General features: G+C 69.6%; 10 protein-coding genes. 9 read left to right on the top strand and 1 reads right to left on the bottom strand.

Features of this window, described 5'->3' with window-relative positions:
- Positions 1–126 precede the first annotated feature (126 nt).
- The 6 genes from HNR00_RS13980 to HNR00_RS13955 all read left to right on the top strand — a co-directional run bounded on the left by HNR00_RS13980 (position 127) and on the right by HNR00_RS13955 (position 10,713).
- Positions 127–3,738, top strand: a complete 3,612-nt coding sequence (locus tag HNR00_RS13980; RefSeq protein ID WP_183570417.1) for an ATP-binding protein — start codon at positions 127–129, stop codon at positions 3,736–3,738.
- Positions 3,731–4,648 (top strand): response regulator transcription factor, encoded by a 918-nt coding sequence (locus tag HNR00_RS13975; protein ID WP_183570280.1) that lies wholly within the window; start codon positions 3,731–3,733, stop codon positions 4,646–4,648. The genes HNR00_RS13980 and HNR00_RS13975 overlap by 8 nt, the downstream gene beginning before the upstream one ends.
- 103 nt (positions 4,649–4,751) lie before the next feature.
- A complete protein-coding gene (locus tag HNR00_RS13970; protein WP_183570278.1) occupies positions 4,752–7,127 on the top strand; it encodes a calcium-binding protein in 2,376 nt (791 codons plus the stop codon).
- Positions 7,128–7,547: 420 nt separating this feature from the next.
- Entirely contained in the window at positions 7,548–8,534 is a 987-nt protein-coding gene (locus HNR00_RS13965) for a Bug family tripartite tricarboxylate transporter substrate binding protein (protein WP_183570276.1), read from the top strand.
- 130 nt (positions 8,535–8,664) lie between these two features.
- Positions 8,665–9,162 carry a tripartite tricarboxylate transporter TctB family protein gene (locus HNR00_RS13960; protein ID WP_183570274.1) on the top strand — a complete coding sequence of 166 codons (498 nt, stop codon included), beginning with the start codon at positions 8,665–8,667 and terminating at the stop codon, positions 9,160–9,162.
- A gap of 24 nt (positions 9,163–9,186) precedes the next feature.
- Positions 9,187–10,713 carry a tripartite tricarboxylate transporter permease gene (locus tag HNR00_RS13955; RefSeq protein ID WP_183570272.1) on the top strand — a complete coding sequence of 509 codons (1,527 nt, stop codon included), beginning with the start codon at positions 9,187–9,189 and terminating at the stop codon, positions 10,711–10,713.
- Positions 10,714–11,041: 328 nt separating this feature from the next.
- Here HNR00_RS13955 and HNR00_RS13950 read toward each other — a convergent pair whose 3' ends face one another.
- Positions 11,042–11,290 carry a hypothetical protein gene (locus HNR00_RS13950; RefSeq protein ID WP_183570270.1) on the bottom strand — a complete coding sequence of 83 codons (249 nt, stop codon included), beginning with the start codon at positions 11,288–11,290 and terminating at the stop codon, positions 11,042–11,044.
- 101 nt (positions 11,291–11,391) lie between these two features.
- Between HNR00_RS13950 and HNR00_RS13945 the strand changes: the two genes are divergently transcribed.
- The 3 genes from HNR00_RS13945 to HNR00_RS13935 all read left to right on the top strand — a co-directional run bounded on the left by HNR00_RS13945 (position 11,392) and on the right by HNR00_RS13935 (position 14,311).
- The gene (locus HNR00_RS13945) at positions 11,392–12,312 is read left to right on the top strand and encodes a LysR family transcriptional regulator (RefSeq protein ID WP_183570268.1); all 921 of its coding nucleotides are present in this window, start codon (positions 11,392–11,394) and stop codon (positions 12,310–12,312) included.
- A gap of 408 nt (positions 12,313–12,720) precedes the next feature.
- Positions 12,721–13,227: an RNA polymerase sigma factor gene (locus tag HNR00_RS13940; protein ID WP_183570266.1), complete on the top strand. Its 507-nt coding sequence runs from the start codon at positions 12,721–12,723 to the stop codon at positions 13,225–13,227.
- A gap of 91 nt (positions 13,228–13,318) precedes the next feature.
- Positions 13,319–14,311, top strand: coding sequence for a FecR family protein (locus tag HNR00_RS13935; RefSeq protein ID WP_183570264.1), 993 nt, complete (start codon positions 13,319–13,321; stop codon positions 14,309–14,311).
- Positions 14,312–14,423 lie beyond the last annotated feature (112 nt).

Genomic DNA, 14,423 nt, shown 5'->3' with positions numbered 1-14,423 from the left:
CGTGCCCGTGCCTGCATGCCCTTGCCTGCGTGGCGACGCGGCGCGCATCATGCTCCTCACGCCGAGGCGGGTGTCCGGTCGGGGCGCGTCGGGCGGTTGCGTATGGGTCCGACAGCACCGGTCACGATGAACGGCCGTCAGCACATCATCCCGATCCGGCGCGCCTACAACCGTCTCGTCGCCGACGAGACGCTGGAGGACTACGCCCTGCGCTTCACCGCCAAGAAGGCGCGGCGCTGGAGCCCGTTCGCCGTCGCGCAGACGGCCCTCGGTTCGATCTCGTTCCTGGCGCTGGAGGCGATCGGCGGCACGCTGGTGCTGGCGGTGGGGTTCACCAACACGCTCGCCGCCGTGCTCCTCGTCGGCGCGCTGATCTTCGCCACCGCCGCGCCGATCACCGTCTACGCCGCCCGCCACGGCGTCGACATGGACCTCCTCACCCGCGGCGCGGGCTTCGGCTATCTCGGCTCGACGGTGACCTCGCTGATCTATGCGAGCTTCACCTTCCTGTTCCTGGCCATCGAAGCCGCCATCATGGCGTTGGCGCTCCAGCTCTGCTTCGGCCTGCCGCTCTGGCTCGGCTACATCCTCTGCGCCGGGATCGTCATCCCGCTGGTGGTCTACGGCATCCGCCTCATCAGCCGCTTCCAGATCTGGACGCAGCCGGTCTGGCTCGTGCTGAACCTCCTGCCGCTGGTCTTCATCGCCTTGAGCCCGGACGCCCCGGCCTCGCTCGGCACGCTCGCGGCCTTTCCCGGCCTCGGGGACGGCGCCGCGGCCGGGTTCGATCCGCTCCGCTTCGGGCTGGCCACCAGCGTGCTGCTGGCGCTCCTCGCCCAGGTCGGCGAGCAGGTCGATTTTCTGCGGTTCGTCCCTCCGGCTCGAGGGCGTGGCGATCGGCGCTGGTGGACAGCGGTTCTGGCGGGCGGCGCGGGCTGGATCGTACCGGGCCTTGTAAAGATCCTGCTCGGGGCCTTCCTCGCCGTGCTGGCGCTCGGCCACGGCATCCCGGCGCCGCAGGCCGCCGAGCCGACCCGGATGTACGCCGTCGCCTTCGGCTACGTCACGCCCTCGCGGGAGGGCGCGCTGCTGCTGATGGCCGGCTTCGTCGCGCTGTCGCAGATCAAGATCAATCTGACCAACGCCTATGCCGGCTCGATCGCGTGGTCGAACTTCTTCTCGCGCCTCACCCACAGCCATCCGGGCCGGGTGGTCTGGCTCGTCTTCAACGTCGCCATCGCCCTGATGCTGATGGAACTCGGCATCGACAAGACGATCGAGAGCACGCTCCCCCTCTACGCCGTCGTGGTCTCGGCCTGGGTCGGGGCGCTGGCCTCGGATCTGGCCGTCAACAAGCCGCTCGGGCTGTCGCCGCCGGGCATCGAGTTCAAGCGGGCCCATCTCTACGCGGTCAACCCGGTCGGCACCGGGGCGATGGCGCTCGGCCTCGCGCTCGGCTGGCTCGCCTATGCCGGCGTGTTCGGGAGCCTGCCCGCCGCCTTCGCCCCGCTGCTGGCGCTCGCCGCCGCCTTCGCGTCCGCCCCGCTGATCGCCTGGGGCACGGGCGGGCGCTTCTACATCGCACGGACCCCGGAGCCCGTGCCGGCCACGGGCGAGATCGTCTGCCGCGTCTGCGAATTGCCGTTCGAGGGCGAGGACATGGCGCATTGCCCCGCCTATGGCGGGTCGATCTGCTCGCTGTGCTGCTCGCTGGATGCCCGCTGCGGCGACCTGTGCAAGCCGCACGGGCGCCTCGACGCCCAGGCCCAGGCGAGCCTCGGGCGCTTCGTGCCGGCGCCGCTCGCCGCCTGGATCGGTGCGCCGCTCGGGCGCTACCTCGCCCTGATGCTCTGCCTCGTCGGCGTGATCGGGCTGATCCTCGGCATCGTCCACGCGGGCGCGAGCAACGGCCATCCGGAGCACCGCGAGACCCTGCGCGCCGCGCTCACCAGCGTGTTCTTCATCCTCGTGCTGATCCTCGGCATCGTCGCGTGGCTGTTCGTGCTCGCCCAGGAGAGCCGCCGCGTCGCCCAGGCCGAGACCGAGCGCCAGACCGCGCTCTACCAAGCCGAGATCGCCGCCCACAAGATCACCGACGCCAAGCTGCAGGAGGCGAAGGAGACGGCGGAAGCCGCCAACCTCGCCAAAAGCCGCTACGTCGTCGGCATCAGCCACGAACTGCGCACGCCCTTGAACGCCGTGCTCGGCTACGCCCAACTCCTGGAGGTCGATCCAGAGATTCCGGCGCAGCGGCGGCGCGGCCTCCAAGTCATCCGCCGCAGCGCCCAGCACCTGTCGGGCCTGATCGACGGCCTGCTCGACATCTCGCGGATGGAGGCCGGGCGGCTCCAGGTCCACCGCAACGAGATCCGGTTCACCGATTTCCTCGACCAGATCGTCGACATGGTCCGCCTCCAGGCGGAGACCGCGGGCCTGCGCTTCCGCTTCACCCGGCCCGAGACCCTGCCGGCGGTGGTCGCGACCGACGAGAAGCGCCTGCGCCAGATCCTGCTCAACCTCCTGTCGAACGCGATCAAGTTCACGCCGTCCGGCGAGATCGGCCTCGACGTCACCTATCGCAGCCAGGTCACCGTCTTCACCATCCGCGACACCGGCCTCGGCATCCGTCCGGACGATCTCAGCCGCATCTTCGAGCCGTTCGAGCGCGGCTCGATCCCCGCCGCCCGCAGCCAGCCGGGCACCGGCCTCGGGCTCACCATCGCCGGGCTCCTCGCCCAGGTGATGGGCGGCGAGATCACGGTGGAGAGCGAGGTCGGGCGCGGCACCCGCTTCCGGGTTCGGCTGATGCTGTCCACCGTGGCCCGCCCTGCCCCCGCTCCCACGTCCCCCACGGTGCCGGTGCCCTCTACCGCGCCGCGCCGCTATGCCGGTCGCAAGCGCCGCGTCCTCGTGGTCGACGACGATCCGGCCCACCGCACCCTGATGCGCGACATCCTCGAGCCGCTGGGCATCGCGGTCGCCGAGGCCCCCGACGGGCCTGCCTGCCTCGCGCTGTTCGATGCGGGCGGGCGCGCGCCCGACCTCGTCCTCCTCGACATCGCCATGCCGGGCCTGAGCGGCTGGGCGGTCGCCGAGCGCCTGCGCGAACGCGTGCCGGGGATGCGCATCGCCATGATGTCGGCCAACGTCCACGAGATCAGCCCGACCCGCGGCATCGACGCCCGCCACGACGCCATCATCGCCAAGCCGTTCGACCTGCGCGACTTTCTGGATCAGGTCACCCGCCTGCTCGGCCTCGATTGGGTCGAGGGGACGCCTGCCGCGCCGGAGCCGTTCCCCTCCTCCTTGCGGGGAGGGGTCAGGGGTGGGGGTGGTGCAGAAGGCACTGCTGCGGTCCCTCCTGAACTACCCCCACCTCCTCCCTCCTCCCCACCCAGATCGGGCCTGCCCGATCTGGGCCAGCAAGGTGCGAATCTCGGGCAAGCCCGAGATTCGGGGGGAGGAGAGGCGCTCCTTCCGGTGATCGGCGAGCGTGACGGCGCGTCCCGCCCCGCCCTCCCGGTCCTGAACGAACTGCTCCGCCTGGGCCGCATCGGCCACGTGCGCGCCATCGAGGCCCGGCTCGCCGAGATCGCCCGCACCGAGCCCGCTTCCGCGCCCTTCGCGGAGCGCCTGCAAACGCTCGTCTCCGCCTTCGACCTGCCGACCTACATGCGCGTCCTTCAGGAAGCCGCCGCCCCCTCGAAAGAACCGGCTCGGGAGGCCAGCGATGCCTGAGGCGCCCGGCCAGCGCGACATCGTCCTCGTGGTGGACGATTCCCCCGACACGCTGAGCTTCCTCACCGAGGCGATCGAGCGCTCGGGCGCCACCGTCCTCGTCGCCGTGGCGGGCGAGGCGGCGCTCGCGCTCGTCGACGAGATCACCCCCGACATCATCCTGCTCGACGCGATGATGCCGGGCATGGACGGGTTCGAGACCTGCCGCCGCCTCAAGGCCAAGCCCGCGGTGGCCGCCGTGCCGGTCATCTTCATGACCGGGCTGTCGGAAACCGAACACATCGTCCAGGGGCTGGAGGCGGGCGGCGTCGACTACGTGACGAAGCCGATCGCCCCGGACGAGATCCTAGCGCGCATCCGCGTCCACGTGGCGGGCGCGCGGGCGGCCCAGAGCCTGCGCGCGGCCCTCGACACCACCGGCCGCACCCTGTTCGCGGTCGATCCCGCCGGATCCGTGCTTTGGGCGACGCCGCAGGCCTCGCAGGTGCTGGCCGCCTGCGCGCCGCGCGCCGACGACGCCTACGGGCTCCCCGCCGCCGGCCGCGCGTGGCTGCGCGGCTGCCTCGACGGGACGCAAGGCGCGCCCTTCACCCTCACCGACCTGTCGGGGGCGGCCCACACCGTGAGCTTCGTCGGACGCACCGGCAACGAGGTGCTGCTGCGCCTCTCCCGCGACGCCACCGCCGCCGGCATCGAACTCTTACGCACGCGGCTTCCGATCACCGCGCGCGAGGCCGACGTGCTGTTCTGGCTCGCGCGCGGCAAGTCGAACCGCGACATCGGCGAGATCCTGACTTTAAGCCCGCGCACGATCACCAAGCATCTCGAAGGCATCTACGCCAAGCTCGGCGTCGAGAACCGCACCGCCGCCTCGATCATCGCCGCGCGCCACCTGCAGGACCTGGGGTGAGATCGACGCTCACCGTGCGCCGGCCATCGATTTCCCGCGTTGCTCGGTAGAATTGAACTCGTTATTCTCGAATGCGCCGACGGCCCACCATGAGGATCCAGAAATGCCGACTCGAAAGTGGGGCTCGGAGCAACTCGTCAATAGGACGACGGCCGGCAATCAATCCAATGCCGTCACGACCGTGCTGAAGAACGGCAATTTCATCGTCGTGTGGCAGAGCGTCGTCGACGAGAAGGCGACCGTCAGGGGGCAGATCTTCAATACGGCCGGCGATAGGGTCGGCGGCGAGTTGCTGATCGATCAGGCGTCCACCGGGGACAGCGTTCCGAGCATCGCCGCCCTCTCCGATGGCGGGTTCATCGTCTCCGCCGAACATGCCTCGGCTCCGGGCGATCGGGACATCTACTCCTTCGTGTACGGCGCCAACGGCGTCTTCAAGAGCCGGATCACGGCCGCCTCGACGGCCGACGAGTCCAATCCCGACGTGGCGCGGTTCGATCAGGATTACGAATCGATCGTCGTCTGGGAGGACGCCGCATCGAACGCGGGCGACATCTCCGCCATTCTGTACAACACTGACGGCAGCATCCGATCGACCTTGGTCGTCAACGCGAAGCGGGACGGGCTGCAGAGCCAGCCCGCCGTCGCGACGAGCCTCGGGGGAGGCCTGGCCACGGTCGTTTGGAAGGACTTCACCGGCATCAAGGGCATGATCATCGGCAACGGTGCCGCCAACGGGCAGGAATTTCAGGTCAGTGCGCCGACGGCCGATCTGCTCGATTCGCCCGATATCACCTACGTCGCACGCGGCCGGTTCGTCGTGACATGGTCGGCGTTCAACCAGGGCAGCGGCGGCGGCATCCACGCCCGCCTGTTTCAGGTGATCGGCGGCATCGCGACGGCGATCACCGACGATGTCTTCGCCAATTCCTCCAGCAACGGCAGCGATCCGACGGTCACCCGGCTGCCGAACAGCGGCGGATTCGTCGTGTCGTGGAGCGAGAGCAACATCTTCCTCCCGACCACGGGACCGGATTCGTCGGGCTCGTCGATCCACCTCCAGGCCTTCGACGGGTCGGGCGCGAAGATCGGCGGCGAGATCATCGTCAACACGACCATGGCCGAGAGCCAGTACAAGCCGTCGGTCACGGCCCTGCAGGACGGCCGGGTCGCCGTCACCTGGACCGATGCGAGCATGACGGGTGGCGATCCCTCCGGGACCGCCATCCGCATGCAGATCGTCGATCCGCGCGACGGGCTGATCTACGGCTCGGGCGACGCCGACCTCCTCTATGGAAACGACTTCGCCAACGACGAGATGCTTGGCGGGATGGGGGCCGACCGGTTGCTCGGCCTGAGAGGGGACGACAACATCTTCGGCGGCGACGGCGACGACACCCTGATCGGCGGCCTCGGGGCCGATTCGCTGACGGGCGGATCGGGTGCGGACACGGCTTCCTACGCGTCGAGTTCGGCGGGCGTCGTCGTGGACCTGGCGACCAACGCGAATGCCGGCGGCGAGGCGGCCGGGGATTTCCTGGCCGAGATCGAGAACCTCGTCGGATCGAATTACGCGGACGATCTCAGGGGCGACGCGGGCGGAAACCGCCTCGACGGCGGCGGGGGCGCCGACATCCTCACCGGCCGGGGCGGCAATGACGCGTATCTCGTCGACAGCGCCGGCGATCGGGTGATCGAAGCCAGGGGCGGCGGCACGGATACGGTGTTCGCGAGCGGGAGCTACGCGCTGGCTGTCGGACAGGAGATCGAGACGCTGCGGACGTTCGGCAGCAGCGGCAAGGCCTCGATCAACCTGACGGGCAACGAGTTCGCGCAGACGCTCCAGGGCAATGCGGGGGCCAATGCCCTCGACGGCCGGGGCGGTGCGGACCGCATGGAGGGGTTCGGCGGCAACGACATCTACGCCGTCGATCAGGCCGGCGACCTCGTGATCGAGGCCAGGGGCGGCGGCAGCGACACCGTGATCGCGGCCGCCTCCTGGGTGCTGACCGCCGGTCAGGAGGTCGAGGCGGTCCAGCTCGCCGCGGCGACCGGCAGCCGGGCGCTCAACCTGACCGGCAACGAGTTCGGTCAGAAGCTGATGGGCTATAACGGGGCGAACGTCCTCGACGGCAAGGGCGGCGCCGACGTGCTGACCGGCCGGGCCGGAGCGGACAGCTTCGTGTTCTCGACGGCGATCGCTTCGACCAACGTCGACCGCATCACGGACTTCGCGGCCGAGGACACGATGCGGCTGGCCAAGAGCGTCTTTTCCGCTCTGGCGCCGGGGCAGCTCGCCGAGAGCGCGTTCAAGAACATCAGCGCGGGCACGGCGGATGCCACCGACCGCATCCTCTACAAGCAGACCACCGGCGAGCTGTTCTACGATGCGGACGGCTCGGGGAAGGGCCTTGCGGTGAAGTTCGCCGTGCTCGACAACAAGGTCGCGCTCGGTGCGGGCGACTTCCTCGTGTTCTGATGCCGGTCGTCGCGCGCGGCGCGTCTCGGGCGGATAGGATGCCGAGAGGCGGACCGGGCTTCGGGAGCGCTCCGATCAGAGCCGTCGGGGGGATCGCGCCGGAATTGCGTCCTGGCCGCGATGTCGTACCGGAGGGCCGCCATCGGCGCCGTCGGCTCGCTCCCGACGTGGGCGGTGAAAAATCGTTCCGCCCGCTTGCATGCCCACGCCATATAATACAAAATTCAAACGGCCGGAAACACGAGCCCTGGCAACGCCGGCCGGGGCCTGTCGACGGCTCGGCCCCGTCTCGACGAGGCGGGCCGCCGAGGCACGCCGCACTCGAGGAGTTTCCTCGCGGGGCTGCAAGTGCGATAGGTCGGTCTTCGAGAAGAAATAACAGTAACGCGTGCCGCAACGAGCACCGCTGGAGGAAACGCCATGAAAACTGCCGTGCGGGCCGCGATCGCGTCCCTGTTGCTGCCTGTCGCCGCGGCGCAGGCCTGGGAGCCGACGAAGCCGATCGAGATCATCGTCCCGTTCCCGCCCGGCGGCGCGTCCGACCAGATGGCGCGCACGATCCAGGGCGCGATCCAGAAGAACAACCTCGTCAAGCAGCCGATCATCATCGTCAACAAGCCGGCGGCTGCGGGCGGCGAGGCGATGCTCGACATTCAGAAGTCGGCCGGCGACCCCCACAAGCTCATCACCACGTCGAGCGGCATCTACATGACGCCGCTCTCCACCAAGCTGCCGGTGAGCTGGAAGGACTTCACGCCGGTGGCGATGCTGGCGCAGGACGTGTTCGTGCTGTGGGTCAACAGCGCCAAGCCCTACAACACCGCCAAGGAATTCATCGAGGCCGCCAAGACCGCCACCCCGCCGCTGAAGACCGGCGGCAACGGCTCGAAGCGGGAGGATCACCTGATCTCCGTGACGATGGAGCAGGCGGCGGGCGTGAAGATCACCTACGTGCCTTACCAGGGCGGCGGACCGGCCTCGGTGCAGCTCGCGGGCGGGCATATCGACGCCAACATGAACAACCCGGCGGAAGAGGTGTCCAACTGGCGCTCCGGCGCGGTCAAGCCGCTCTGCGCCTTCTCGGGCAAGCCCATGGAATACACCCAGAAGGTCACCGCCGATAAGGCGTGGTCCGACATCCCGACCTGCCAGTCGCAGGGACTGGACGTCACCTACCAGATGCTGCGCGGCATGTTCATGCCCGGCAAGGTCACGCCGGAGCAGCAGGCCTTCTACGTCGACCTGTTCAAGCGGGTCACCGAGACGCCGGACTGGAAGGCCTATCTCGAGCGCAACGCGCTGGTGCCGGACTTCCGCTCGGGTCAGGGCTTCGTCGACTTCCTCACGCAGGACGAGCAGAAGCACAAGGAACTGATGACCAAGGCCGGGTTCATCGCGACGAACTGACGGCGCGATTGCCGCGACGGGGCGCAGGCCGCCCCGTCGCGACCGCGCATTGCGACGACGAAGACCTGATGCCGCCATCCGGCGCCGTGGAATGCGGCGCCCGCGGACGTTTGCCCCGGGACACCTCGCCATGACCGAAGCCTCCCCTCTGACGCCCGAGCGCGGCGTCTCGCGCCGCGCCGTCGAGATCGTCGTGGCGCTCCTGCTGCTGGGGCTCGCGGGGCTTGCCCTGTGGGATTCCTACGGGCGCGGCATGGGCTGGGACAACGGGCCGGAGAACGGCTTCTTCCCGGCCCGCGTCGCCGTCATCCTGGCCGTCGCCGCGGTCGCCGCGCTGGTCAGCGCGCTACGGCGCGAGGACAGCGTCTTCGTCACCTACGGCCAGCTCCGGCTCGTCGCCCAGGTGTTCGTGCCGCTGTTCCTCTACGTGCTCGGCATCGCCTATCTCGGCATCTACGTCGCCTCGGCCCTGTTCATGGCCGTGTTCATGATCATGCTCGGCTCGTTCCGCTGGTGGCAGACCGCCCTCGGCGTCGTCCTCGTGCCCCTCGTCGCCTTCTGGGTGTTCGAGCAGCAGTTCCGGGTCCCCCTGCCGAAGGGACCGATCGAAGCCCTCCTCGGCTACTGACCGGCACACGGCGGAGCGACACCCATGGACGATCTCAACCAGCTTCTGCTCGGCTTCCAGGTCGCGCTCTCGTGGCACAACGTGCTGTTCATGGTGGTGGGCGTGCTGCTCGGCATCGTGGTCGGCGTGCTGCCGGGCCTCGGCGGGCCGAACGGCGTCGCCATCCTGCTGCCGCTGACCTTCGGCATGGACCCGACCTCGGCGATCATCCTGCTGTCGTCGATCTACTGGGGGGCGCTGTTCGGCGGCGCCATCACCTCGATCCTGTTCAACATCCCCGGCGAGGCGTGGTCGGTGGCGACCACCTTCGACGGCTATCCCTTGGCCCAGCAGGGCCGGGCGGGCGAGGCGCTGACGGCGGCCTTCACGGCCTCGTTCATCGGCGCGCTGTCCGGCGTGGTGCTCATCACCTTCGTGGCGCCGCTGGTCGCCAAGTTCGCCCTGCGCTTCGGCCCGGCCGAGTTCTTCGGCGTCTTCTTCCTCACCTTCTGCTCGTTCATCGGCATGGGCCGGGAGAACAAGGCCAAGATCATCGTCTCGCTGGCCTTGGGCTTCCTGCTCGCGGCGGTCGGCCTCGACACCATCTCGGGCGACCTGCGCCTCACCTTCGGCGCGCCCGAGCTGATGAAGGGCTTCGACTTCCTCGTCGTGGTGATCGGCCTGTTCGGCGTCTCCGAGATCCTGCTCACCATCGAGGAGGGGCTGCATTTCAAGGGCAAGAAGGCCGCGATGGATCTCGGCGTGGTCCTGCGTACCTGGGCCTCGCTGCCGCGCTACTGGGCGACCCTGATCCGCTCCTCCATCGTCGGCATGTGGATGGGCGTCACGCCGGGCGGCGCGATCGCGGCCTCGTTCATGGGCTACGGGCTCGCCCGCCGCTTCTCGCGCCAGCCGGAGCAGTTCGGGCGCGGCGACATCGAGGGCGTGCTCGCCCCCGAGACCGCGGCGCACGCCGCCGGCACCTCGGCGCTGCTGCCGATGCTGGCGCTCGGCATCCCCGGCTCGGCCACCGCCGCGGTGCTGCTCGGCGGCCTGATGATCTGGGGCCTGCAGCCCGGCCCGATGCTGTTCGTCGAGAAGAAGGAATTCGTCTGGGGCCTGATCGCCTCGATGTATCTCGGCAACCTCGCCGGGCTCCTGATCGTGCTCGCCACCGTGCCGGTCTTCGCCGCGATCATGCGCATCCCCTTCGCGCTGGTCGCCCCGATCATCCTCGTGGTCTGCGCCATCGGCGCCTACACGGTCGAATCCTCGCGCTTCGACATCTGGCTGATGCTGGTGTTCGGCGTCGTCGGCTACGTGTTCAAGAAGCTCGACTATCCGCTGGCGCCCCTCGTCCTCGCCCTGGTCCTCGGCGACCGGGCCGAGGACGCCTTCCGGCAGGCCCTGCTCGGATCGGGCGGCGACCTCTCGGTGTTCTTCTCGAACGGCCTCGTCTCGACCCTGATGATCCTCGGCGTGCTGCTGCTGTTCTGGGGACCGCTGGGCGACCTGCGCAAGCGGCTCATGGGGAAGGCCGGTCCCACCCGCTCCTCGCCGGCTGCCTCCTGAGGCGCCGCCGGCCCGTCATCGAACCGTCACACGTCGAGGCCGAGGCGACCCGCGCGCGGGTCTTCCACGGGCGCCCCTCGCTCACCGAGGCGATCCGCACCGTGCGGGCGATGGAGCGCCCGCCGCGATTCCGGCGGGACGGCGCGCCTGTGGGCCGGGCTCGCGGGCGGCCTGTTCGCGCCGCGCTCCGCCTTGGGCCTGCGCAACCCGAGGGTGCGCGATCGGCAACATCGCGCATCGTCCCGGATGCGAGATCCGGGACGATGCGCCAAGTCCTTGCTTGGATGTGCAGTCCGACGAAGCGGCATCCGCTTCGTCGGACTGCGTTTTAGAAGGCGGCGGCCTGCTTGACGCGGTCGTCGGCGGCCGGGACCTTCCACTGGACGGCGCCGGGGAGGGCGTAGCCGCCCTGGCGGTGCACCGAGCCGGTGTCGGTGGCCAGCCCCTGGGTCTCCAGGGTCAGCGCGCCGACCGTCTTGGTGTTGTGGATGGCGGCCGGCTCGCCCGCGACGGCGGCGGTGGCGAGAAGGGTCAGCGCCAGGCCGGCGGCGGCGCGCGAGATGATCTGCTTGGACATCGGGTTCAGCCTCTTCGTCGTTTCTGCGGCGGGTTCCCCGTCGCTTCGTGAGGAGGAATGTGCTGATGTCGGTGCCATGAATCAAATGGGCTGATTTCATAATGCGCATCGATCACGTGCATCTTGCTCGGCTCGACCTGAATTTGCTCGTGGCGCTCGACGCGCTGCTGACGGAGCGGAGCGTGACGCGGGCGGCGGGGCGGATCGGCATCAGCCAATCGGCGATGAGCCACGCCCTGGGCCGCTTGCGCACGACCTTCTCGGACGAATTGCTGACCCGCGGGCCCGACGGCATGCGTCCGACGCCGCGGGCGCTCGCCCTGATCGAGCCGATGCAGGCGGCGCTGGCGCAGATCCAGCGGATCACCGCGCCGCCGGCCGCGTTCGATCCGGACACGGCCGACATCACCTTCACGCTGGGCATCCCGGACTCGACCGAGGTGCTCCTGATGCCGAACCTCATCGCGCATCTGCAGGCGCGGGCCCCGGGGGTGAAGCTCCTGCTGCACACGGTCGATCGCCACCGCATCCTCGACGACCTCGACAGCGGGCGGGTCGATCTCGGCATCGGCGTGTTCGAACAGGGGCAGACGCACCACAAGCGGCGCATCCTGAACAAGGAGAGCTATCTCTGCCTGTTCAACGCCGACCTCGTCGGCCTCGAGCCCCCGATCTCGCTCGACGACTACCTGCGCTTCCCCCACCTGCTCACCAGCCTCGTGGAGAGCGCCCACGGCGTGGTGGACGACGCGCTCGCCAAGATCGGCCGCAAGCGCGTCATCGCGCTGACCTCGCCGCGCTTCTCGGTGATGCCGTTCGTGGTGCGCCAAGCCCCGGTCATCGCCACGATGCATTCGCGGCTGGCGCGCTTCTTCGCCGACAGCATGGGGCTGACGGTGAGCCCCGCCCCGGTCGACCTGCCGGACGTCGCGATCTCGATGATCTGGCACGTCTCCAACGATGCCGTGCCGAGCCAGCGCTGGCTGCGCGAGACCATCGTGACGCTGCGCCGCACGATGTGACGGGGCCGGCCGGACCGTTCGGGCGTTGAGGGAAGCGATCCCCGATCGCGGCGGTCGAGCCTCGTCGCTCCCGTTCGCGAGCGCGCCGGCCGCCATGTTCGCCCCGTTCATGCGCGGCCGGCGCGTCCTCCTGCCTCGGACTCCCGGGTCACGCGGGGCACCTCTCTGCCGGCTGTTACTTTCGCGCAACAACGGCATGAATTGAATCCGATACTTTAATTATTCCAGCTCATCTTGCTCCAGGCTTCGCAGTTTTTCTCTGGCATTCCAAAGATTTGTCCTCCGATGACGGCCCAGATTGGAAGCTGTTTAAACTGACGGGATGCCAGCACGCGTCTTGCCTCATCACGCCCTCACCCTCAGGACAACGAAGAGGCGCGAGGGGCCGTGAGCGACAGGACTTGGGAGATGGGCGGAGTATCGGTCGATGCTCTTCATCGGCGAGAGGGATTGCGGCTGCAGCGCTTCCTCCTGCGCATGCTCGGCAACCCGACCGACGCCGCCGACGCGACGCAGGAGACCTACCTGCGCATGCTCTCGGCCCTGTCGCGCACCGGCGTCGAGCATCCCACGGCGCTCCTGTTCCGGATCGCCCACAACGTCGCGCTGCGCACCCGCAACCGCCACCGGCTCGAGCGGCGGCTGTTCGCGGACGAGGGCGAGGCGGATCTCGTGGACATCGTCGACGGCATGGCCCTGCCCGAGCGGCAGGCGATCGCCCGGCAGGAGCTGAGGCGCCTCGCCGCGGCCGTGGACGCTTTGCCGCCGCGCTGCCGCGAGGTGTTCCTGCTGAGCCGCTTCGAGGGTCTGGCGAACGGGGAGATCGCGGTTCGCCTCGGCGTCTCGCGCAACATGGTCGAGAAGCACATCATCAAGGCGCTGCTGCACTGCCGCCGCCGGCTCGAACATTTTTGAGGGCACAACCTCAGGAGATCGGCGCCTCGTTGATCTCAAGGACGGGAGAGCGCATCGCCGGACATGGGGCGCGAGATCCGGGGGAAGCGGCGTGGCCGGCACCGAACAGACCGACGCGGAGCGCGGCGAGAGCGACGACCCGGTCCTTGAGGAAGCCGCGGGCTGGGTCGCCCGCCTGTCCTCCGCCGACGCCACCGAGGCGGATCGGGCCGCGTTCGACGTCTGGCTTGCCGCCGATCCGGCCCATGCCGCGGCCCATGCCGAGATGGATGCCCTGTGGCGCCGGCTCGGAGAGCTGCCCGACCGCCGCCCCGAGGCGCCCAAGCAGCCCAAGAAGTCCAAGTCGACGACGGGTACGCGGCGCGGGAGGGGGCCCAGGGCCGTGACCGGTCTCGCCGCCGCCGCCCTGCTCGCGGGCGTGCTCGCCGACCGCTACGGCCTCGTCGATCGCTGGCGGGCGGATCTCTGGAGCGGCGTCGGCGACATCGCCCACGCGACCCTGCCCGACGGCAGCCGCGTCGATCTCAACACCGACACCGCCCTGGTTCTGCGCTTCACCGCGGGGGAACGCCGGATCGCGCTGCTGCGCGGCGAGGCGAGCTTCGACGTGGTGCCGGACGCGGGCCGGCCCTTCACGGTCGAGGCCGGGACCTTGAGCGCGCGGGCGGTCGGAACCCGCTTCTTCGTGCGCGCCGACGGGACCGACAGCCCGGTCGGCGTCGCGGAAGGGCGCGTCGACGTAGCGGAGGCGGGCCGCCGGGCCCTGGTCTCCGCCGGGCAAGCCGTCCACCGCGGCGAGGATTCTTCGCTCACCGCGGAAGCGGCGAACGTCGAGCGGAGCATGGCCTGGCGCGACGGCCGGCTGCTCTTCGCCGGCCAGACCCTCTCGACCGTGCTCACCGAACTCGGCCGCTACCGCCACGGCCGCATCCTCCTGCTCGACCGCCGCCTCGGCGAGCGGCGCGTGACCGGGGCGTTCGACGCCCGCGACACCGACGAGGCCCTCGACGCCATCGCCGCCACGATGGGCGCGCGCATCCGGCGCGTCTCGCCCCTCCTGGTCCTCGTCGGATCGCCCCTGTGATCCGAGCCACGGCCGAGACCTGGGGGGCGGACCACGCCGAGCGACGGAATCGAAACGATCCTCTCCCGCGATTCGAGACGCTCCTAACGAGATACTTATATCCGCGCGCCTC

The organism is Methylorubrum rhodinum (genome assembly GCF_014199935.1).
Lineage (GTDB): Bacteria > Pseudomonadota > Alphaproteobacteria > Rhizobiales > Beijerinckiaceae > Methylobacterium > Methylobacterium rhodinum.
Note: the sequence above shows the minus strand (reverse complement) of the source record. Positions and strands in the feature narration are given on the sequence as shown.